Below are 21,493 nucleotides of genomic sequence, written 5' to 3' on the forward strand. Positions count from 1 at the left end.
CAGGTTTGTTGCGCATTGAAAAACAGCGCAAACAAAGAGAGTGTGTGATTATGGGCAGAGCTTACCAAAACAAAAAAGAAGATATGGCGAAAACGGCAGGCATGAAGACCAAGATTTATTCTAAATATGGTCGTGAAATTTATGTGTGTGCTAAAAGTGGTGGCATTGACCCCGATGGTAATTTATCGCTGCGTCGTTTGATTGATAATGCAAAAAAAGATCAAGTACCAGCACATGTGATTAAAAATGCCTTGGATAAAGCAGAAGGCGGAGCGGGCGAAGATTTTCAGCCTGCGCGTTATGAAGGTTTTGGCCCTGCGGGCTGCATGGTGATTGTGGATTGTTTAACGGATAACCCTAACCGTACCTTTGCTGATGTGCGCAAATGTTTTACAAAAAATGCTTCTAAATTGGGTGGACCTGGTGCTGTTGCACATATGTTTGACCACGTTGCTGTGTTTGTCTTTAAAGGTGATGATGAAGAAGCTGTGCTTGAAGCGTTAATGATGGCAGATGTTGATGTGCAGGATATTGAGCTTGAAGATGGGATGATGACAGTATTGGTGCCCCATACGGAGTATTTCAAAGCCAAAACATCGCTTACTGAGGCTTATCCGGATATTACATTTGAAGTGGATGATATTTCATATGAACCCCAAACATTATGCGCGGTTACGGGCGATGATGTAGAAGATTTTAAAGGTTTACTTGAAGCTTTAAATGATTGTGATGATGTACAAAAAGTGTATCACAATGCGGAGCTTAATTAATTCGCTGAAACTGAGGTAAGACAGCAAATATTTTGTTGGGATATTTGCTTCTTCCTTTAGAGCCATTGTACGCAGCCAATGCTTTTTCTGCTGTTTTATAACGCTTAAAATAGTGTTTAAGAATAGCACAGCCATAACGAATATTGGTGGCAACATCAAACAAGTTGTCACTTTCATTGCCCAGCTCTTTTTTCCAGAATGGCATAATTTGCATCAGCCCCTGCGCGCCTACGCTGCTCACTGCAAACGGGTCAAATTGTGATTCAATCGTAATGAGCGCAAGAATTAAGTTGGGGTCTAGCTCATGGCGTTGCGCATATACCCAAACCCATCGTGCAATCGCTTTTGCATTATGTTCATTTTTTTCATACTGCATGATTTTGGGGCTTACTTGCGCCACCCATGCATCCCGTTCAGGTTGGTTACTTAAAGGTTTTACTTTTTTGTTTAGTAGAGTTTTTAATTCTTTACGTTCATCGGGGGTAACATCGAGTAAACCCACGTGATGTTCTAAAATACGCATGGTGGCTGTGCTTTGGGTGAGCCGTTGTTTTTCATCGGGCGTGCTTAATAACAGCAGAGGCAAAGTGACAATAAAACCCAGACCCAAAATCACAACCAGACCGCCTTTATGTTTGGCGGTCATGAACTGTTTAAAGCTTTGGCTCAGTTGGTCTCCTGCTGCAAGTGATGCAGCATGTCTAATGCCTTTTGGCTTGCAGCATCAGGTGTAGCTTCTTCTTTTCCACCCCAACGTGTTTTGATTTCCAAAGTATTATTATCTAAACCTCGGTCACCAACGACAATGCGTAGGGGGATACCTGTTAACTCGGCATCCTTGAATTTTACGCCAGGGCTTTCCTTGCGGTCATCCCAGATGACATCAACACCAGCATCAAGAAGCTGGGTATAAATCTTTTCTGATGCGGTAAATGCAGATTCAGACTTACCAAGTGTAATCACAGATATTTGGAAAGGCGCTAGATTAACCGGCCACATAATGCCATAATCATCATTGCACTGCTCCACGACAGCTGCCATCAAGCGTGATACACCAATACCATAACAACCCATGGTGGCAATATCACGTTTGCCTTGTTCATTTTGAAACAATACTTCCATAGGTTTAGCATACACGGTACCCAATTCAAAGATGTGACCCACCTCAATACCGCGCGACATTTCCATGTGTCCTTTGCCGCATTTTCCACAAGTATCACCCACTTGGGTTTCACGCAAGTCAGCAAAAATAGCACCCTGAATATCACGGTTAATATTTAGACCAGTGATGTGTATATCCTTTTTGTTTGCACCAGCAACAAGACCAACAGCATGTTGCAGCGATTGATCTATATATATGGGGCAGTTGAGTTGGATGGGTCCTGCAAAACCAGTCACAGTGCCAATAGCTAAAAGTTGCTCCACCGATGCCAAAGTAACTTCATCGGCACCAATGGTACGTGCTAATTTTATTTCCTGTACATTGTCATTGCCACGCACACAAGCAGCAATAATTTGCCCATCGTTTTCACCACCAATGGCAACATAAACAAGGGTTTTAAGCAAAGATGATGGTTTTACTTTCAAAAATGTTGCCACATCTTCAACCGCACTTTTATTGGGCGTGGATACTTCAATTAAAGCACTGTCTTCACCTAAATATTCGACTGGCGTGGACAATGCTTTTTCAACATTGGCAGCATAATCACACGCCGAACAATGGGTAATCAAATCTTCGCCTGATTCTGCCAACACATGAAACTCATGACTTGCTGAACCGCCAATGGAACCATTATCTGCTTCTACAGCGCGAAATTTTAAACCCAGACGATTAAAAATGCGGTGGTAAGTATCAAACATGTTTTGGTATTCTTTTGCTAAACATTCAGGTGATGCATGGAAAGAATAGGCATCTTTCATCACAAACTCACGCCCACGCATCAACCCAAAACGAGGGCGAATTTCATCGCGAAACTTGTTTTGCACTTGATACAAGTTCATTGGTAGCTGTTTGTACGATTTTAATTCACGGCTGACCAAATCACAAATTACTTCTTCATGGGTAGGACCAAGGCAAGATTCATGTCCATGACGGTCTTTAAAACGAAGAAGTTCAGGGCCGTATTTGTCCCAACGCTCGGATTTCTGCCAAAATTCTGATGGTTGCACCATAGGCATCAATAATTCTTGCGCACCTGCGCGGTTCATTTCTTCGCGCACGATTTTTTCGATATTACGCAATACACGTAAACCCAAGGGTAAATAATCATACACACCCGAAGTGACACGGCGAATAAAACCAGCACGAAGCAAAAGTTGGTGCGACACCACTTCTGCATCGGCAGGGGTGTCTCTAAGAGTAGGGGAGAAAAGTTTTGAATAACGCATGGCGCTAAGCTAAAGCATACATCCAACCCTGCAAGCAGAAGAGTGTAGGTATTTAGGCGTTCAGAGTTTTTTTACCATATTTATTGTCTTCTTCGCTGGGTTTGACGAGGAATACCAATAAAATAACAAAAAGGGTGAGCATGAAAATAGCACCGCTTATCATTAACACTTTTGATTCTTGGAATATGCCAACCAAGCTGAAAACCATGCCAATATAAGGTGAAAGTTGCCACCAGCCTGAGCGCCCTACATCATGTAAGCGGCGGGCTGTGATGCTTAAGCTGGGGATGATGACAGCAAAAGAGAGTATGGTTAGCATAACTTGAAATACTTGGCTTTCAAACATCAATGCAATGGCTGAAAGCACAAGATAGACCAGTAAATAAATCAAGGTGAACATCCAATATTCTTCGCGTGTGGAACGGCCTGTGAACACACCGTACAATTCAAATGCTCTGATAAAATGTTGCATAAACTATCTCCCAATTAAGAGCACTTGGAAAAGTTTAGATATTTTTCCAAGCTGCTAATGATGCCAAGGCTTTATCAGACACCAAACGTCTGCGTTCGGACTTTTTAAGGCGTTTCTTACCATCGCGTTTGGGAGCGGTGGGCAGCAAGCCAAAATTGATATTCATGGGTTGAAAGCTTGAAATATGTGTGCCTGAAATATGTCCTAATAATGCGCCCATAGCAGTATCTTCAGGTGGAATGTTGGGTTCATGACCGCGCATGATGTCAGCGATAAACCTGCCAGCCATCAACCCCATGCTTGCTGATTCCACATAACCTTCCACCCCCGTGATTTGACCCGCAAACATAATGCGTGGTTCTTTTTTCAGGCGAAGTGATTTGTCCAACAGAAGAGGGGATTTGATGAATGTGTTGCGGTGCAAACTTCCTAGCTTAAAGAACTCGGCTTCTTCTAGACCTGGAATCATGCGGAATACGCGCAGTTGTTCGCTATATTTCATTTTGGTTTGAAAACCAACAATATTTAAAAGGCTTTTGGCACGATTATCTTGGCGTAGTTGCACCACAGCATAAAATTCCTCACCTGTTTCAGGGTGTTCTAACCCCACAGGTTTCATCGGACCAAAGCGGGGGGTATCAATGCCTCGCTCAGCCATGACTTCAATCGGCATGCAGCCATCAAAAAATGGTACATCTTCAAAGTCTTTAAACGCCATGTATTCAGCATTTAACAACTCTTGAATAAAGGTTTTGTATTGTTCTTCATTCATAGGGCAATTTAAATAATCGCCATCTTCACCTTCGACTACATTTTTATCATAGCGTGATTTCCAGTAGGCAATGTCCATGTTCACAGTTTCAGCATCCACAACGGGAGCAATTGCATCAAAGAAACTCAAATGCTCTTCGCCTGTAAGTTGCTGAATAGATTGATACAAAGCATCGGATGTTAAAGGTCCAGAGGCAATAAGGACGATACCATCTTTGGGTATTTCAGTGACTTCTTCTTTGATGAGTGTAATTAATGGTTCATTTTCTAATTTTTGGGTAACCGTGCTAGAAAACAACTCTCTATCCACAGCCATCGCGCCACCAGCAGGCACTTTGCATGCATCGCCTGTAAACATGATGAGTGAATCAAGCTGACGCATTTCTTCATGCAATAAACCCACTGCATTTTCCAAGTTGTCCGCACGGAATGAGTTGGAACAAACAAGCTCTGCGCATTTATCCGTTTTATGCGCTGGTGTCATGCGGGTTGGACGCATTTCATACAAGTTGACTGCAAAACCTTGTTTGGCTAATTGCCAAGCCGCTTCTGAGCCAGCCAAACCTGCGCCTATGATGTGAATGGTTTGTTGCTGGCTCATATTGGTATTACTCCATCAAACTTATTTCGGCAAAGCTACTGTCCATAAACGCCAGTTGTCCACTGTATCGGTACTTGGCGCTTTAGGGTCGCGGTTGGAGTGGAATATAATGGTATGATTATCAAGCCAAGATGGACCGCCATCAATGGTGCCCATACCCGATGTTACGGCTGTAATTTTTCCTGTTTGTATGTTGAGTACATGAATAAAGGTTTGTAATACATCACCACGGCTATTTCGGTTGGAAACAAAGGCAACACGTTGACCATCGGGGCTAAAGCTTGGCTCAACATCGGCATAGATGTTTTTGGTCAAACGTTTGAGACCTGTACCATCCAAGTTTTGCATCCAAAGGTCGAAGTTACCATGGGTTTCTCGCACAAATACCATGCTTTTACCATCTTGAGATAAAGTTGCATCGAAACCATCACCCAACATGGTGAGGCTATTATTATTGGGGTGCATAACAAACAGTTGGGGTTGGGCAAAGGTGTTTTCCATGCCTTCTTCTGTTTTAGGGTAACCTGATTTTTTTAGCCATAAACGCTCATGATACATACGCCAAGCTTGACCTAGCAGCTCATGGTCAAGTTTTTTGTCGGTGAATTGTTTGCTAATACGCAGGGCGCGAGAAGTTTCTAAGCTGCTGTCAAACACCCAAGTATCACCGTTTGCGGATACTTCAAGGTGATTGGGCATCAATAATGACTGAAACATACCTGGATGCATGGCAACTTGTGCATGTTCGCTTGCAAACCAAGGTGTAAGCGTACCTAGTCGATTGCTAACAAAGGCAATATCACCATTGGCAATGGCTGCGCCATAACGTACCACTTCGTTTGTAAATGCAGCATCCACATGTTTGGCTGCGCCACCCAGCTGATGGCGGTTCAATTGCATAATTTGGTGGGATTTATGTACACGTTGTGAGTACACCAAATAATCACCCGCTACATCAGGGTAAGTAATGTCGATGATAGGGTTGTTAAAAAGGAGCTGTGGTTGCTCTTGCGCATAAGCTGAGCTAACGCTGATGAAAGCAAAAGATATGGCGAGTAATTTTTTCATTTAGGGTTATACCTCCGTGTATGGTGTTTCATGGGAGTGCGATGGATACGTATTGTTGGGCTCGCCGATGTGACGTATGTTACGAATACATTTTATAACAGGCGGATACCATCTGAGGTTATGCTTATTTTTTTTTGTTTATACAGGGCCCCCAAAGCTTTTTTGAACATGCCTTTGCTGATGCCAAAGGTCTTTTGTATGTCTTTGGGGTCGCTTTTATCATGCAAGTTTAAGAAACCACCATTGGCTTTGAGTTTGTATAAGATAAGGTCTGTAATTTCAGCTGTTTTTTCACTGGGTTTGAGGTGCAAACAAACATCGATTTTTCGGTCTTCTCGGATGTTTTGGATAAAACCTTGGAACTTTTCACCATGTTTGATGCTGCGAATCACTTCATGCTGATGCAATAAACCGACATGTGTATTGTTGATAATCATTTGATAACCCAAATCGGTTTTATTGGCACTCATCAGCGATACTTCTTGCCCAACTTTGAATTCATTTAACGATTCATCATCCAAAAAATCACGGATTTTCATGGAGGCAATAGGGCGACCCGTTGTGCCATCTTGTAAAATATATACCACATACGATTTACCAACTTCTGGGCGGTGGGTTTGCTCATCATAAGGCAGCAATAAATCTTTCATCAGGCCCCAATTCATAAAGGCCCCTGTATTGTTTACATCAACGACTTCTAAAAAAGCAAACTCGCCAACTTGGGCATAAGGTGCTTCTGTGGTGGCAATAATACGATCTTCTGAATCAAAGTAGATAAACACTTCAATGTCATCATCAGTTTGCACATTTTTTGGTACATAACGTATGGGTAAGAGTATTTCACAATATTCTTTTCCACCATCTAAATATATGCCAAAATCAACTTCTTTAACGATGCGTAATGTATTTATTTTTCCAATAGAGACCATAAAACTACTCCAAGTGATGAAACTTTTGCTGGATGGTGTGTATATGTAGCATCAATGTAAAGCAGGCAATCGACATGTGGGATGATTCTTGCATAATCGCCGCCATGAAAAAAATGATAATACTCGTTTTTTTGGCTTTGTTGCAAACAGGTTGTGCTACGGCTGAAAATGATTTTGACCCGTTAGAGCCGATGAATAGAAAGATAGATGCTTTTAATACAGTGGTGGATGAGGCGACCATGCGCCCACTTGCCAAAGGTTATACTGCTGTCGTGCCTAAGGGTGGTCGTGATATAGTGACGAATTTTTTTAGTAATTTGTTAGAACCCAACACTATTATTAATGATGTATTGCAAGGTAAATTGGTGCAAGGGTTCGCTGATAGTACGCGTTTTGTGCTCAACTCTACCTTAGGTGTATTGGGTTTGTTTGATGTGGCATCAAAATTTGGTTTGGAAAAACATAAAGAAGATTTTGGACAAACACTTGCAGTTTGGGGTGTGGGTCAAGGGGCATACATTGTGTACCCTGTGTTAGGTCCTAACTCTGTGCGTAATACACCAGGTACTGTGATGAGTTATTACCTTGATGGAGCATCGTATTTTTATATGATTATGAACCCACCTGCTGTGATTGCAGCAACAGCGTTGAAATATATTAATGATAGAGCAAACATCGAAGATTTTGTAAAAATGCGTGATGAGATGGCATTGGATGCCTATGTGTTCGTGCGTGAAGGTTGGCGACAAAGTCGTGAGTATCGTATTTATGATGGGCATCCGCCAGCACCCCAACCCACGGAAGGTGATGATTTTGAAGATGAATTTGCGGATGAGTTCGATTGATGGAATCACCTGTGTTATCCTTACTTTTAAAGGCTGCAATCAACGCGGCACCCAAACGTGTGGCTTTCATCAATGTCACGGCACACCCTTTATTACTTGAGCTTACACAACAAGCAGGTGAATGTGTTTTAAGCCAAACATTTAAACCTTATATTTTGGATCTTGATGCCTTGGGTTTGTCTGTATCTGATATGCAAGGGCAATCTAAGCATGCACAACCTAATCATACACAATTCGACCTTGTATTATTGATACCAAGCAAAGATAAAAAACAATCCTTGGGTTGGATGGCACAAGCTTTTGCACTCTTGAACGAACATGGTAAACTGATGGTTGCTTGTGAAAACCAATATGGTGCAAAATCGTATGAATCAGCACTTAAAAAACTGGCAGGGCAAGTGGCTGCAAGTTCTAAGCGTAAATGTCGATTGTTTTCAGCTAAAAAAACCGCAACATTGAATGTTGGGTTGCAACAACAGTGGTTGGATGCAAGCCAACCAAGTCTGATTGAAAGTCACGGCTTATGGGCGCAAGCAGGTTTGTTTAGCTGGAAAACTGCGGATATAGGTTCACAATTTTTGTTGAAACATTTGCCTGTTTTTCAAGGTAAAGGTATGGACTTATGTTGTGGTTATGGTTTGTTAGCTGCACATGTTTTAAAAACTTCGCAAAGCATTACACATTTGCATTTGGTTGAAGCTGAAAGATCGGCACTGGATTGTGCAAAAAAGAATGTGGCTGATATTGTGACAGATGATGGGGTTGTAAGTTTTCATCATTTGGATGCAGCCAATGAAAACCTGCCCAGACACCTTAATTTTGTGGTATGCAATCCCCCTTTTCATACTGGGCAAAGCAGGGATGTGGAGCTTGGGCAAACGATAGTCAATAAGGCATGTGGTGCGTTGACGCATGGTGGTGAATTGTACCTTGTAGCCAATCGGCAGTTGCCGTATGAACATATATTAAAAGCACACTTGCGTGAAGTAGAATGCCTAGCTGTAGGTGATGGTTTCAAAGTAATCAGAGGCAAAAAATAAATGACACAAAAACTAGAGCCGAAATTAGAACGATTGGAAAAAATTATGTCACGGTTGGGGTATGGTGCCAGACGGGATGTGCCACATTGGATTCGTGAAGGTTGGCTGACAGTGAATGGTGAAAAACCCAAGTCGGCATCGGTTAAAGTGTATGCAGGTGATGTGGAGCTTGATGGTGAACCGCTTGACCATCCTTTTGGTTTAACCGTGATATACCATAAACCTTTGGGCACGGTATGTTCACGCAAAGAAGAAGGACGCATTATTTTTGAAGATTTCCCAGAGCGTTGGTTGGATAGAAAACCACCACTTTCTAGTGTAGGGCGTTTGGATAAAGAGACATCCGGTTTATTGATTGTCACCGATGATGGGCAACTTAATCATTATTTAACCAGCCCCAAACACCATATTTCCAAAACTTATGAAGTAACTTTGGATAGCCCACTTCAAGGCAATGAAGTTGAAACCTTTGCTTCAGGTACACTGATGTTGGAGGCCGATGATAAACCATGTTTGCCTGCAGAGTTGATGATTACAGGCGAGAAAACAGTGCAAGTGGTATTGCATGAAGGGCGTTATCACCAAGTACGGCGTATGTTTGCCGCAGTGGGTAACCATGTGACAGCCCTAAAGCGCACACATACAGGGAATCTGTCATTGGAATCGCTGAATTTGCAAGCTGGTGACTACCAAACCATTGAGGTTGAAGCCTTAAAACAGCTTATTGGGTAAGTTCTAAGCTTGGGTAGCTCTGAATAAGTCATAAATTTGTACTTTGCGCTCGAAACACCCAAACTTTTTGTTGTAAACCTTCGCAATCGCCCTGCTATGAGGTGTGATTTAGGCCTAGGTTTTGAATATTTCAACACAATCTACTTCATTTGGACTTATTCAGGTTGGCATTCTGCGCGATACAAACATGGTGATACGCTGCAATTGTCGATGGTGAGAAAACACGGGTTGTTGCCTTCTGCGATTTGAATGGCATGAATCAAATCTGTTTTTTTCAATTTTACTGCACCTTTGATGTTGAAAGGTTTGGCATGAATTAAAAGGTCTTTCTTGGTGATTTTGTTTGTTGACATGATGTGATTCCTTGTATTTTTTAGCAAGCTAACGCTGGCTTGAAATAAAATCAATACGAGGGAGTGAACCACCTATTCAAGGTGGTTAAAAAAGATGGTTAAGTTATCTTGCGCCACATGAATGAAGTCACCTCTAACCAACTTAATGAAGCCCAGTATCGTGCAGTGCATTACAGGGGTGGCCCCTTGTTGGTGCTGGCTGGTGCAGGTTCGGGTAAAACACGTGTAATCACTGAGCGCATTGGTGCTTTGGTGGAGCGTGATGTGCCATTGGACGCAATTACAGCGGTAACTTTTACCAATAAAGCAGCCAAAGAAATGCGAGAGCGTTTGGAGTTGCGGTTGGGTGAAGAGAAAGTAAAACGTCTGCGGATTTGTACCTTCCATGCGCTTGGTTTGATGATGGTGAGAGAACATGCGGCATTGGTCGGGCGAAGGCAGCGACTTTCTATTTTTGCGGTGAATGAGCAGAAGTCCGCCATGCGCTCGGTATTGGCAGATTTAAAATTGCCTACCGATGCCGACCAAGTGGATAGAATTTTAACAAAAATATCGCAGATGAAAAATGGTATGTTGGAATCTAAGGACAATGTATTGTCCATGGTTGCCGATAAATACGACACTTTATTGCAAAAAATGAATGCGGTGGACTTTGATGATTTGATTGTGTTGCCCTTGCGAATCCTTAATGGTGATGCTGAGGCAAGAGCATTGTGGCAAAGCCGTTGTCGGCATTTTTTGGTGGATGAATACCAAGATTCCAGTCGTATGCAGTATGATTTTGTGCGTTTGTTGGCGCCTGGCAATGCCAATCTCACCGTAGTGGGTGATGATGACCAATCCATTTACGGTTGGCGTGGCGCAGAGGTGAGAAACCTGTTTCAGTTGGAGCGGGATTATCCATCGTTGGAAGTGATTAAGTTGGAAGAAAACTACCGTTCCACAGGGGCTATTCTTCAAGGTTCCAATAGTTTGATTGCAAACAATTCTGAGCGTTTGGGCAAGAAACTACGCTCCAACCTTGGCGTTGGTAAACCGATTCGTATATGGGTTGCTGAAACATCAGAAGATGAAGCTGAACGTGTGGTTGCTGAAATAAGGTCGCAGCGGGCAGTAACACAAATCAAGTGGGATGATTGTTGTATTTTATACCGTTCATCCTTCAAATCACGTGCCTTTGAAATGGCATTAAGAGAAGCTGATATACCTTACCATGTCAGTGGTGGTTTGTCCTTTTTTGACAGGGCAGAAGTGCAAGACTTTTTAGCTTATTTAAAGCTGATTGGTAACTTTTCAGATGATTTGGCATTGATGCGCGCCATTTCAAGACCACGGCGGGGGATTGGCAGCAAAGCTTTGGAATTATTGGGTCAGTTTGCCCATGAAAAACAATGTTCCTTGCTTGAAGCTGCGTTGGAAGATGGTTTTCAACATGCTAAAGCGAATGTACTCAAAGCTTTTGGGCAAATGCTGGTAGATATCGAACATGTGTTTTTGCATGGTGAGCCAGATGATGCTTTTGATATGTTGTTGGAGCGCTCAGGGCTTGAAGATGCTATTCGGGCCGAAGCCGAAGATGAGAATGAAGCAGAGCGACGCATGGGGAATATCATGAGCTTGCGCCGTTGGTGGTTAAGACATAGTGAAAACGGGGGTGATTTATCATCCTTTTTGCAACATGTCTTCTTGGCGGCTGATGATAAAGATGATGACCCACAAGGGCAGGTTCGTTTGATGACAGTGCATGCAGCCAAAGGTTTGGAGTTTTCGCATGTGTTTGTAGTTGGCATGGAAGATGGTGGTTTTCCGCATAAAAACGCGGTCGCAGAGAATCGTTTGGAAGAAGAACGACGTTTGATGTATGTTGCCATGACCAGGGCACGGTTTAGGTTGACGTTAAGTTATGCCAAGTCGCAGCGAAAATTTGGACAAGTTGAAAAAATGGGGCCTTCGCCATTTTTGAAAGAAATCGATGGGGATGTATTGCATTGGGTGGATAAAACACCAGATACCGAAGAAGGGAAAATGGCAGCCAAAGAAGAGGTGGACGCGCATATGGCAGCGATTCGTGAGATGTTGGGGTTGAATTGATTGTTTGGAGCAACAAGCCTGTACTTAACATGTTTAGAAGGTAGAATAATAGATGGGGCTTTGGGAGTGAGTATGTTTTTTGAACCAAGTGAAGATCGATTGGTTGGTGGTGACCAACCGAAATCAATCTGGGTGGTATCAAGGCGTACGGCATTTGATATTGGCTTTTATCTTTTTTTACCCATTGTGGCGGTGTTTTCAGCATTAAACTTTTGGTTAGATTACCAGATTGCAGCAAGCTTTGAAGCTGTGTTATTACTGACTGGAGTGGCAACCTTTGTTTTGCGCAAGCGTATATCAGATGTTGTGCTGGCTAATATTCTTATCGCCCACTTAACTGCATTGGTTTATGTTTTATTGTTTGTGCCTGCTATCAGTCATAGTGCTTATATATGGGTTGTTGTCTTACCTTTTGTAACCAGTTACCTGCTGAGGTCTTCTGTTACTTTACGCTGGAACTTTGGCTTTTTTATTGCAGCAGTGGTGACGGGTGTAGTATTGTATATGCAAGATGTGAACTTATATTGGGAGTGGTCTCAAGCGCCTTCATTTATATTGGCTTATGTTGTGATGAGTGTTTTTGCATTTGCTATGGGTAAACAAAGCGAAACTTATATAGCTCACTTAAAGGCAGGTGAACATTGGGCAAGAGAAAGCGCACAAGCCTTGGAAGAAAGTGAAGCGCGGTATAGAACATTATTGCAATCATCGATGAATGCTGTGGGGGTACACCAGAATGGAAAGTGGATTTATGCAAACCCAGCTTGTGTGAAGCTGATGGGTGCAGAAAGCTTGGAGGATATGATAGGAAAACCCGTTATTGACTTTGTGCACCCCGATTACCGCACGATGGCACTTGAGCGTATTGAAGAAATGCACAAGAATAAAAAACCTGTACCCATGGTTGAAGAAAGGTTTGTGCGTTTAAACGGAGAGTCCTTTCCTGCTGAGGTGAGTGCGGCGCCGATTGTGTTTGATGGTGAAGAAGCGTTTATGATTACTGTTCGGGATATTTCCGAGCTTAAAAAATATGAAAAAGAACAGAAGGAAATGCAATACCAATTGGAGCATGTACAGCGCCTAGAATCTTTGGGTGTATTAACAGGAGGGATTGCACATGATTTTAATAACTTATTAACTGCAATTACAGGTAATGCTGAGTTGTTGCGCTCAGAAGTGAAACATGTGGAGGCAGCGATACCTTATTTGGATCACATTGATGACAGTTGTAATCATGCAGCAGATTTGTGCAAACAAATGTTAGCTTATGCTGGTAAAGGCCAATATGAAGTTGATGATATCGACTTGAATGATTTGGTGAAGTCCATGAGTCGTTTGATGCGGGCATCCGTGAGTAGCCGTATTCGTTTGGGTGTGCAGCTGGATGAAAACCTTCCTATGATTGAAGGTGATGTGTCACAGGTCAAGCAGGTTATTCTCAATTTTATTGTGAACTCAGCAGATGCGATTGGTGAGCAAGATGGGCAGATAAAAATAAGTACGTTTCGCAGAGTATTAAATAGAAAAAAACTGGGCTTGCTTTATAATGGCACACATATGGATGAAGGTGAATATGTGGTTCTTGAGGTTAAAGATTCGGGCTGTGGTATGAGTGAGTCATTACAAAAGAAAATATTTGACCCCTTTGTGACTACCAAAACAACAGGCAGTGGTTTGGGCTTATCAGCTGTGTTGGGTATTGTAAAAGCACACAATGGTGGTTTAGAGGTGCATAGCCAAGAGCGTAAAGGTACGGTATTTAGAGTGTTTTTCCCAATGTCTGGGTTTACAAAGACCACCAGTATCGCCTTAGAAACGGGGGAGATGGATAGCTGGGATGGTGTAGGTTTAATTTTAGTGGTTGATGATGATGTTACAGTACAGGCTGTTGTCTCTTCGTTTGCAGAAAAACTGAATTTTGATGTGTTGCTTGCGGATAATGGGCGCTCTGGTGTGGACATGTTCCGCCAATATCATCAAAAATTAAAGGCTGTGATGATGGACATGACCATGCCAAGGTTAGGAGGTTTGGATGCCATGCGAGAAATGCGGACGATCAATGCCAATGTACCGATTGTGTTGATGTCAGGTTATGCGGAATCTGAAGCCTTAAGTCAAGATAGTGGTGAGCAAGCGGATGGTTTTGTACAAAAACCTTTCCGTTTTAAATCGGTGAAGAAGGCTTTATATCAAGTAGTGAAGCCATGATAGAAGCTGTAAATATTACTAAGTTAATGTGTTATAGTGGTGTGAAATTTGGCACATCGGGCGCACGTGGCCTGGTTGAGCACATGACAGACCGCGTTTGTTTTGCTTATACCTTGGCATTTTTAAATCACCTCGAAGACACAGGTTTGATAACACAAGGTATGAAAGTGGCTGTGGCTGGAGATTACCGACCAAGTTCACCACGTATTATGAAGGCAGTAGGGCTGGCGATTGAAAAAGCAGGTTTTAAACCTGTAAACTGTGGTTTTGTACCTACGCCTGCAGTGGCAGCTTATGCGATCAAGCGTGGTATTCCCTGCATCATGGTCACGGGCAGCCATATTCCTGATGATAGAAACGGAATTAAGTTTTACAAACCTCAAGGTGAAATTCTTAAAGATGATGAGCAAGGTATGTGTTCACGCCGTGTGGATATTGAAGCTGGATTATTCGATGAGCAAGGGCAAATGCTTGTCGACTTTGCTTGGACAGAGGAAACGCATGAGGCTTATAAGGAATTTGTGCGGCGTTATATAAGTTTTTTCCCCCACGGTTGTTTGAAAGATAAACGTATTGGCGTGTATGAACATTCATCGGTAGCGCGGGATGTGCTCAAAGATGTCATGCAAGGTTTGGGCGCAGAAGTGATTGCTTTGGGTTATTCTGATAAGTTTATCCCTGTGGATACTGAAGCTGTGCGTGATGAAGATGTGCAGCTTGCCAAAAGCTGGGCTGCAGAACACAAGTTGGACTGCATTGTATCCGCTGATGGTGATGGCGATAGACCACTGGTGAGCGATGAAAATGGTATTTGGTTGCGCGGTGATGTGATTGGCATTATTACGGCGCATTATCTGGGTGCGGAACATGTGGTCACCCCTGTAAGTTGTAATAGTGCGGTTGAAAAGAGTGGTTATTTCAAATCAGTGCGCCGCACGCGCATTGGCTCTCCTTTTGTGATTGAAGTGATGAATGAATGGATTGATAAGGGCAGTCAAAACATTGTCGGTTATGAAGCGAATGGTGGCTTCTTAACGGCAACATCTATTGAACAAAATGACAAAATATTAACAGCATTGCCCACACGGGATGCTGTGGTTGTGCCGCTTGCGTTGTTGATGGCTTCGATTCAGGCAGAGCAAAGCATTTCAGAATTGATGTTAACCCTTCCGCAACGCTTTACAGCAAGCGGTAGGCTCAAGGATTTCCCCACTGAGCTCAGTCAGCAGAAACTCAAAGGTTTACAGCAGGATATGGGCTGGTTATCGAATGCATTTGGTGAAGTAAAAAATGTCAATGAAACCGATGGGTTTCGTATTACCTTTGTTTCTGAAGAAGTGGTGCATCTGCGCCCATCGGGTAATGCACCTGAGCTGCGCTGTTATGTGGAAGCAGATTCTGAATCACGGGCAGAAGACATGTTGGCACTATGTTTATCAGGGCTTGAGGCTTGGAAATAAGTCTACTTGATATAAAGTGGGTAAAATACTATACTTCGCGATGTTAAAAGTGGGCTGCGGCTCGCTTTTTTTGTTTTTAGGCGATAAAAAATGAAACGAGGTTATGCTTTAAGTGGCTGATATTGAAACGATAATCAAAGAATTGGCAGAGCCTATTGTAGATGAGCTTGAGATTGATTTTATGGGTGTTGTGCTCGGCGGCGGTAAGGATATGCGCTTGGTTCGTGTGGTGGTAGATAAAAAAGGTGGTGTAGGTGTGGAAGCACTTAGACGTCTAAGCAAAGGTTTATCACTGCAGTTGGACGCAGAAGATCTGATTCCAGGCAAATATAACTTGGAAATCAGTTCGCCGGGTTTTGATTGGCCACTAACAACCGAAAAAGATTACGAGCGTTATGAAGGTGATTGGTTGAAAATCACATTTGAAGATGGTCGCCCAGTGTTGGAAGGTGAAAACCTTGGTTTAAATGAAGACGGTGATTTGCGCGTTGGCGGTAAGCGTGGCGAGCATATCATTAAACTTTCGGAAACGAGTAAGGTGATTCGCACAGTGAACTGGGGTAAGGTTTCTGGTGCAGGGAAACAAAAGGTTAAACGCGGAAAATCAAACGCGAAAAAGAAGAAGTGAAAGGTAAAGTATGATGGCAAAGGTTTTAAACAATGAACGCTGATATGTTACAAGTTGCAGATGCGGTAGCACGTGAAAAATCTGTGGACCGTGAGTTGGTATTGGAGTCTATGGAGCAGGCATTAAAAACAGCTGCGCGCCGTACTTATGGTACTAAGGTTGTGGAAGCATCGATAGATCGTTTAACGGGCGAGATTGCTTTGTGCCATGCACGTACAGTGGTTGAAGAAGTTGAAGATGAAGAAAACGAGCTAACTTTGGAAGAAGCAAAAGAACTGGATGCATCAGCAGAAATCGGTTCTGTTTTTCGTGAGCCGTTAGAGCCGATTCAGCTTGACCGCGTTGCTGCGCAAACAGCAAAACAAGTGATTAACCAAAAGATTCGTGAAGCTGAACGTGCGCGTGTTGTTGCCGAGTATGAGCCGCGTGTTGGTGAGATTGTTGTTGGTATTGTAAAACGTGTTGAGCGCGGCAATGTTTATGTGGACTTGGGTCGTGGTGAAGGTGTGATGTACCGTGAAGACTTGTTGCCACGTGAATCTTTCCGTCAAGGTGATCGTGTGCGTACATACTTGCGTGAAGTTCGCAATCAACCTAAAGGTGCATTGATTTATTTGTCTCGTGCAGATGCAGGCATGGTTTTGAAATTGTTTGAGCAAGAAGTGCCAGAAATTCAAGATGGTTTGGTGACGATTCAAGCGATTTCACGTGACCCTGGTTCGCGCAGTAAGATTGCAGTGATTTCTACCGATGTTGGTGTGGACCCTGTGGGTGCATGCGTGGGTATGCGTGGTGCGCGTGTGCAGGCGATTGTGAATGAATTGCATGGTGAGAAAGTCGATATTATTGAGTGGACTGAAGATCCAGCAGCTTTTGTTGTGAATGCCTTGGCGCCAGCGGAAGTTGAACGTGTTTTGGTTGATGAAGACAATGGTTCTATTGAAGTTGCTGTGGCAGAAGATCAGTTAGCCATTGCGATAGGTCGCCGTGGTCAGAATGTTCGTTTGGCATCAGAATTGACGGGTTGGACTGTTGAAATCATGACCTTGGGTGATGAGAAGCAGAAACGTGAAAATGAAGTTCAAGCGGCTAAAGATGCGTTTGTTTCAGGCTTGGATATTGATGAGGACTTTTCGTTATTGCTTATCAATGAAGGTTTCTTGACCTTATCTGACCTTGCGTATTGCGCTATTGATGAATTAACAGCCATTGAAGGTTTAGAAGAAGAGTTGGCAACTGAGATTCAAAACCGTGCCAGAAATAGCTTGCTTAATTCTGCCTTGAAAGAAGATGGTGATGATGAACCTTTGGTTGCATTGATGGATATTGAAGGTATGAGTGCAGATATTGCAGAGGCGTTAACGTTGCAAGGCATTGTGAGTGCAAATGCTTTGGCGGATGCAGCCAGTGATGAAATTGAACCGATAGCGGGCGTGGATGAAGAGCGTTTGAACACGTTGATTATTGCCGCGCGTGAAGCATGTGGATGGTTTAAAGAGTAAATATTCGCGTGAAAGAGAATAAACGAACACAACGGACTTGTTTCTGTTGCCGAAAGGTGTTGGATAAACATATGTTGTTGCGTTTGGTTGTGGATGATGAGGGTCAAATATGGCCTGATTTTTCTGCAAAGCTTCCTGGGCGTGGTGTATACCTTTGCTTGGAAGAAGTTTGTTTGCGTAAAATGTCGGACAAGCGCTTGCAAGTGTTGCGGCGTGACTTTTCGCCGCAGTTGCCACAATGGCAGGTTTTACAGCAGCGATTGTCTGATATGCTTGGGCTAAGATTTAATCAGATGCTGTCGGGTATGAAGCGGCAAGCGGTGATTGGACGTGATGCAGTAATGCATCAAATGTGGGATAAGAAACCATTGTTGGTTTTGTTTGCGAGTGATGCAGGTGATGCATTGCTTAGGCAGGTGAATGATGCAGTGGTAAAACGCGAAGATGGCAAGTCTTTGCGAACAAAAGTGTTGGTGTTGGAGCTGGATGCTAAATCATTGGGTTTAGTGTTGGGTAGAGAGAAAGTATCAGTTGTGGCTTTTTTGCAGGCAAGTCCTCAAGAAAAGTTATGGCAATTATGTGTTTGGCAACAGCATCTTGTGCAAACAGGTGTGAATGCAGACAAAAGGAAAGCAAGGTAACAGATGGCGAATAAACGTGTTCTTGATTTGGCGAAAGATTTAGGTGTGACTGCAGATGATGTGCAGCGTGCAGCAGTAAGTTGTGGTGTGGCTGCTGAGAGCCCAACGACAAGCTTGGATAGCAGTGATGTGGTAAAAGTGAAAGCTGCATTGAAATCCAATGAGAAAAAAAGTGCGGGTGGTAGTAAAACACTGACGCTAGGTAAACCCTTGTCACTTGGTGGTAAAGGTTCAGGCGAGTCGGGTAATCACTCCGTTGAAGTTTCTGTGCGCAGAAGGCGCTCCAGAGTCGTTGCGGCTGCAGCGGTCACCAATAAACCTGCGATGAAGCCAGCAGATCAAGCGCGTAAAGCTGTGGAAACGAGTGCAGAGCGGAAAAAGGTTGCAGCGCCAGTGGTGTCTAAACCTGTAGCCAAAGTTGCAGCAGCCTCAGAAACAGTTGTGAAAAAAGTTGAAGTGAAGAAGGATATTGCGCCGAAAAGAGTTGTGGTGAAGAAAGCTGTTGGTAAAAAAGAAACAGCGCCAGAAAAGATAACGAAGAGTTTGCCTAAACCAAGTGTTTCACCGGCGAAGTTGGCTGCTGAAAAAATCGCAGCACAAAAAGTTAAAAAATCTGAGGCACAAGCTGAACAACGGCAAAGAAGGCGTGCAACGCAAGTGCAACGTACAGAAAGTCGCTCTAGACCCAACCGTACAGGGGCTGCACCAACACAGCATCAAAAAGATAGGTTGCCTACACGGTCACCCGTACAAAAACGTGAACAGCCTCGTACACAACGACCAAAAACTGGTGGGCCACGTACAACGATTCGTACGGGGTTAACACCAGCACAAATTGCTGCATCTAAAGCGCCACGTTCATCGATTAAACAAATTGAAGAAAAGATTACAAAAGAACGTCGTCAACAGCGGCAAAACCGACCACAAGGTCAAAGACCAGGCGCACGCCCAGGTGGTTCTTCACCGTCGAATGCAACACAGCGCCGTTCTCCATCTGTAGCCGTGGCTCCAGTGGAGCAACCTACAGCACCAGCAGGGCAAAAACGTCGTCCTGCACAGGGTGGACAGCGTCATCAAAAACGTAGGTTAACACCTGCTGAAAAAGCAGCACGTCGTGACTACTCTTCTAAGCGTCATCAGTCGTTAACACCTGAGCAAGAAGAACGTATGGCACGTTTAGCCAAAGGTGGTCGCCGCTTGAAAAATAGCACGATTACCAAGGATGATGAGGCGTTTGTGATTAGAGAAGTTGAGATTTTAGATGGCATGATTGTTTCAGATTTGGCAGCCAAAATGGCAGTGAAATCAGCTGACTTGATTAAAAAGCTGTTTGAAATGGGGCAAATGATCTCGGTGAATGAAGGCATTGATGCTGATACAGCGATGTTGATTGTTGAAGAGTTTGGGCATAAACCAAAACTTATCAATGAAGCAGCTGTTGAAGATGTGTTGATTGCTGATGTAGAAGAAAATGAGGAAGCATTGTCACCGCGCCCACCTGTTGTGGTGGTGATGGGACATGTTGACCATGGTAAAACTTCTATTCTAGATGCCTTGCGTAAAGCGGCAGTAGCTGAAGGCGAGGCTGGTGGTATTACGCAACATATTGGTGCGTATATGGTTAAGCTTGATAGTGGTGAGCGGGTTGTGTTTGTGGATACACCTGGTCATGAGGCATTTACAGGCTTGCGTGCTCGAGGTGCGAATTTAACAGATGTAGCCGTGTTGGTTGTTGCGGCAGATGATGGTGTGATGCCGCAAACAGTTGAAGCTTTAAATCATGCGCGTTCTGCAGGTGTGCCAATTATTGTGGCAGTGAATAAGATGGATAAAGAAGGTGCTGATCCTGAAATGGTTAAACGCCAGTTGGCAGAGCATAATGTTGTGCCTGAAGATTGGGGCGGAGACACTATTTTTGTAAATGTTTCTGCACGGACTGGTGAAGGTCTTGAAGATTTGCTTGAAATGTTGGCATTACAAACTGAAATTCTTGAACTGCGTGCCAACCCAGGCCGTACAGGTCGTGGTGTAGTGATTGAATCACGCTTGGATAAAGGTCGTGGTCCTGTAGCAACGGTATTGGTACAAAATGGTACATTCCGTAAAGGTGATACGGTAGTGGTTGGTTCAGTGATGGGACGCATTCGTGCTATTATTGATGAGAATGCTGTGCAACACAAAACAGCAGGTCCTTCGATTCCGTTTGAATTGATTGGTTTGAAAGAAGTGCCTGAAGCAGGGCTTGAAATTGTGGCTGTTGAAAATGAACGCCAAGCCAAAGATATTGTTAGTTATCGTAAAGAAAAAGAACGTCAACATGGTGTCACAAGCGATAAACGCGCAACACTTGATGAGTTGTTTGCCGATATGGCAAGTGGTATTGCTGAAGTGCCAGTCTTGATTAAAGGTGATGTGACGGGCTCTGTGGAAGCCATGGCAGAATCCTTGGTGAAAGCGGGTACGGATGAAGTGAAAGTGAAAGTGATTCACAAAGCCATTGGTGGTATTACAGAATCTGACATTATGTTGGCCTCTGCATCCAATGCGATTGTGATTGGCTTTAATGTTCGTCCTGAAACCAAAGCGAAGAAACTTGCGGCACAAGAAGGTGTGGATGTTAGATTCTATAAAGTGATTTATGATGCCATTGATGAAGTGAAAGCAGCCATGGCAGGTAAACTTTCGCCAGATGAAGTTGAAAAAGTTACAGGCTCTGCAGATGTGCGTGAAGTTTTTGTTGCGCCTAAGATTGGTGCCATTGCAGGCTGTTATATTACCGATGGTTATGTGGTTCGTGGCTCTAAAGTTCGTGTATTACGAGACGGCGTATTGATTTATGATGGTACACTTGCTTCCTTACGTCGCTTTAAAGATGATGTAAAAGAAGTGAAAGCGGGTTATGAGTGTGGTATTGGCGTTGAGAACTTCAATGATGTAAAAGAAGGGGATACCTTTGAGTTTTACGTGATTGAAGAAGTGGCGGCAACACTATAA

17 protein-coding genes and 2 pseudogenes are annotated in these 21,493 nt (G+C 43.4%); 12 read left to right on the forward strand and 7 right to left on the reverse strand.

The window, feature by feature from the left end:
• Positions 1-50 precede the first annotated feature (50 nt).
• Positions 51-770, forward strand: a complete 720-nt coding sequence (locus tag DM09_RS06970; RefSeq protein WP_038249232.1) for a YebC/PmpR family DNA-binding transcriptional regulator — start codon at positions 51-53, stop codon at positions 768-770.
• Here DM09_RS06970 and DM09_RS06975 read toward each other — a convergent pair.
• The 6 genes from DM09_RS06975 to DM09_RS07000 all read right to left on the reverse strand — a co-directional run bounded on the left by DM09_RS06975 (position 763) and on the right by DM09_RS07000 (position 6,999).
• Positions 763-1,416, reverse strand: a complete 654-nt coding sequence (locus DM09_RS06975; RefSeq protein WP_038249050.1) for a lytic transglycosylase domain-containing protein — start codon at positions 1,414-1,416, stop codon at positions 763-765. The two genes, DM09_RS06970 and DM09_RS06975, sit on opposite strands and share 8 nt — an antisense overlap.
• Positions 1,417-1,436: 20 nt before the next feature.
• The gene (locus DM09_RS06980; protein WP_038249052.1) at positions 1,437-3,158 is read right to left on the reverse strand and encodes a proline--tRNA ligase; all 1,722 of its coding nucleotides are present in this window, start codon (positions 3,156-3,158) and stop codon (positions 1,437-1,439) included.
• 52 nt (positions 3,159-3,210) lie between these two features.
• Positions 3,211-3,630 (reverse strand): DUF805 domain-containing protein, encoded by a 420-nt coding sequence (locus DM09_RS11115; RefSeq protein ID WP_051938269.1) that lies wholly within the window; start codon positions 3,628-3,630, stop codon positions 3,211-3,213.
• A 34-nt stretch (positions 3,631-3,664) separates the two neighbouring features.
• Positions 3,665-5,002: a methylenetetrahydrofolate--tRNA-(uracil(54)-C(5))-methyltransferase (FADH(2)-oxidizing) TrmFO gene (gene trmFO, locus DM09_RS06990; protein ID WP_038249054.1), complete on the reverse strand. Its 1,338-nt coding sequence runs from the start codon at positions 5,000-5,002 to the stop codon at positions 3,665-3,667.
• A gap of 21 nt (positions 5,003-5,023) precedes the next feature.
• Complete coding sequence (locus DM09_RS06995) at positions 5,024-6,070, reverse strand: TolB family protein (protein ID WP_038249056.1); 1,047 nt, start codon at positions 6,068-6,070, stop codon at positions 5,024-5,026.
• Between the two features lie 92 nt (positions 6,071-6,162).
• Positions 6,163-6,999, reverse strand: a complete 837-nt coding sequence (locus DM09_RS07000) for a CvfB family protein (protein ID WP_038249059.1) — start codon at positions 6,997-6,999, stop codon at positions 6,163-6,165.
• Between the two features lie 104 nt (positions 7,000-7,103).
• Between DM09_RS07000 and DM09_RS07005 the strand changes: the two genes are divergently transcribed.
• The 3 genes from DM09_RS07005 to DM09_RS07015 are packed head-to-tail and all read left to right on the forward strand — an operon-like array spanning position 7,104 to position 9,616.
• Positions 7,104-7,844: an MlaA family lipoprotein gene (locus DM09_RS07005; RefSeq protein ID WP_038249236.1), complete on the forward strand. Its 741-nt coding sequence runs from the start codon at positions 7,104-7,106 to the stop codon at positions 7,842-7,844.
• The gene (locus DM09_RS11120; RefSeq protein ID WP_051938270.1) at positions 7,844-8,884 is read left to right on the forward strand and encodes a methyltransferase; all 1,041 of its coding nucleotides are present in this window, start codon (positions 7,844-7,846) and stop codon (positions 8,882-8,884) included. The genes DM09_RS07005 and DM09_RS11120 overlap by 1 nt, the downstream gene beginning before the upstream one ends.
• Positions 8,885-9,616 carry a pseudouridine synthase gene (locus DM09_RS07015; protein ID WP_038249061.1) on the forward strand — a complete coding sequence of 244 codons (732 nt, stop codon included), beginning with the start codon at positions 8,885-8,887 and terminating at the stop codon, positions 9,614-9,616.
• A gap of 155 nt (positions 9,617-9,771) precedes the next feature.
• Here DM09_RS07015 and DM09_RS07020 read toward each other — a convergent pair whose 3' ends face one another.
• Positions 9,772-9,969: a hypothetical protein gene (locus DM09_RS07020; protein ID WP_038249064.1), complete on the reverse strand. Its 198-nt coding sequence runs from the start codon at positions 9,967-9,969 to the stop codon at positions 9,772-9,774.
• A gap of 117 nt (positions 9,970-10,086) precedes the next feature.
• Here DM09_RS07020 and DM09_RS07025 point away from each other — a divergent pair, with 117 nt between their 5' ends.
• The 8 genes and pseudogenes from DM09_RS07025 (at position 10,087) to infB (ending at position 21,493) form a co-directional block, all read left to right on the forward strand.
• A complete protein-coding gene (locus DM09_RS07025; protein WP_038249068.1) occupies positions 10,087-12,060 on the forward strand; it encodes an ATP-dependent helicase in 1,974 nt (657 codons plus the stop codon).
• Between the two features lie 72 nt (positions 12,061-12,132).
• Positions 12,133-13,827, forward strand: a pseudogene (locus DM09_RS07030) (two-component system sensor histidine kinase NtrB); the annotation flags it as partial.
• A gap of 96 nt (positions 13,828-13,923) precedes the next feature.
• Positions 13,924-14,268: pseudogene (locus DM09_RS11860) on the forward strand (response regulator); the annotation flags it as partial.
• Entirely contained in the window at positions 14,268-15,728 is a 1,461-nt protein-coding gene (locus DM09_RS07035) for a phosphomannomutase (RefSeq protein ID WP_396230704.1), read from the forward strand. The pseudogene DM09_RS11860 and the gene DM09_RS07035, both read left to right, overlap by 1 nt.
• 112 nt (positions 15,729-15,840) lie before the next feature.
• Positions 15,841-16,356, forward strand: coding sequence for a ribosome maturation factor RimP (locus DM09_RS07040; RefSeq protein WP_051938272.1), 516 nt, complete (start codon positions 15,841-15,843; stop codon positions 16,354-16,356).
• Between the two features lie 32 nt (positions 16,357-16,388).
• Positions 16,389-17,858 (forward strand): transcription termination factor NusA, encoded by a 1,470-nt coding sequence (gene nusA / locus DM09_RS07045; RefSeq protein WP_038249072.1) that lies wholly within the window; start codon positions 16,389-16,391, stop codon positions 17,856-17,858.
• Between the two features lie 8 nt (positions 17,859-17,866).
• Entirely contained in the window at positions 17,867-18,499 is a 633-nt protein-coding gene (locus DM09_RS07050; RefSeq protein WP_157753640.1) for a YlxR family protein, read from the forward strand.
• A 3-nt stretch (positions 18,500-18,502) separates the two neighbouring features.
• The gene (infB, locus tag DM09_RS07055; RefSeq protein WP_038249074.1) at positions 18,503-21,493 is read left to right on the forward strand and encodes a translation initiation factor IF-2; all 2,991 of its coding nucleotides are present in this window, start codon (positions 18,503-18,505) and stop codon (positions 21,491-21,493) included.

The sequence above is a fragment of the Ghiorsea bivora genome (assembly GCF_000744415.1).
GTDB lineage: Bacteria > Pseudomonadota > Zetaproteobacteria > Mariprofundales > Mariprofundaceae > Ghiorsea > Ghiorsea bivora.

Bases quoted from the DNA above. Each gene is read 5' to 3' on its own strand.
- DM09_RS06970 (WP_038249232.1), top strand. From the start codon at position 51: ATGGGCAGAGCTTACCAAAACAAAAAAGAAGATATGGCGAAAACGGCA.
- DM09_RS06975 (WP_038249050.1), bottom strand. From the start codon at position 1,416: ATGACCGCCAAACATAAAGGCGGTCTGGTTGTGATTTTGGGTCTGGGT.
- DM09_RS06980 (WP_038249052.1), bottom strand. From the start codon at position 3,158: ATGCGTTATTCAAAACTTTTCTCCCCTACTCTTAGAGACACCCCTGCC.
- DM09_RS11115 (WP_051938269.1), bottom strand. From the start codon at position 3,630: ATGCAACATTTTATCAGAGCATTTGAATTGTACGGTGTGTTCACAGGC.
- trmFO (WP_038249054.1), bottom strand. From the start codon at position 5,002: ATGAGCCAGCAACAAACCATTCACATCATAGGCGCAGGTTTGGCTGGC.
- DM09_RS06995 (WP_038249056.1), bottom strand. From the start codon at position 6,070: ATGAAAAAATTACTCGCCATATCTTTTGCTTTCATCAGCGTTAGCTCA.
- DM09_RS07000 (WP_038249059.1), bottom strand. From the start codon at position 6,999: ATGGTCTCTATTGGAAAAATAAATACATTACGCATCGTTAAAGAAGTT.
- DM09_RS07005 (WP_038249236.1), top strand. From the start codon at position 7,104: ATGAAAAAAATGATAATACTCGTTTTTTTGGCTTTGTTGCAAACAGGT.
- DM09_RS11120 (WP_051938270.1), top strand. From the start codon at position 7,844: ATGGAATCACCTGTGTTATCCTTACTTTTAAAGGCTGCAATCAACGCG.
- DM09_RS07015 (WP_038249061.1), top strand. From the start codon at position 8,885: ATGACACAAAAACTAGAGCCGAAATTAGAACGATTGGAAAAAATTATG.
- DM09_RS07020 (WP_038249064.1), bottom strand. From the start codon at position 9,969: ATGTCAACAAACAAAATCACCAAGAAAGACCTTTTAATTCATGCCAAA.
- DM09_RS07025 (WP_038249068.1), top strand. From the start codon at position 10,087: ATGAATGAAGTCACCTCTAACCAACTTAATGAAGCCCAGTATCGTGCA.
- nusA (WP_038249072.1), top strand. From the start codon at position 16,389: ATGAACGCTGATATGTTACAAGTTGCAGATGCGGTAGCACGTGAAAAA.
- infB (WP_038249074.1), top strand. From the start codon at position 18,503: ATGGCGAATAAACGTGTTCTTGATTTGGCGAAAGATTTAGGTGTGACT.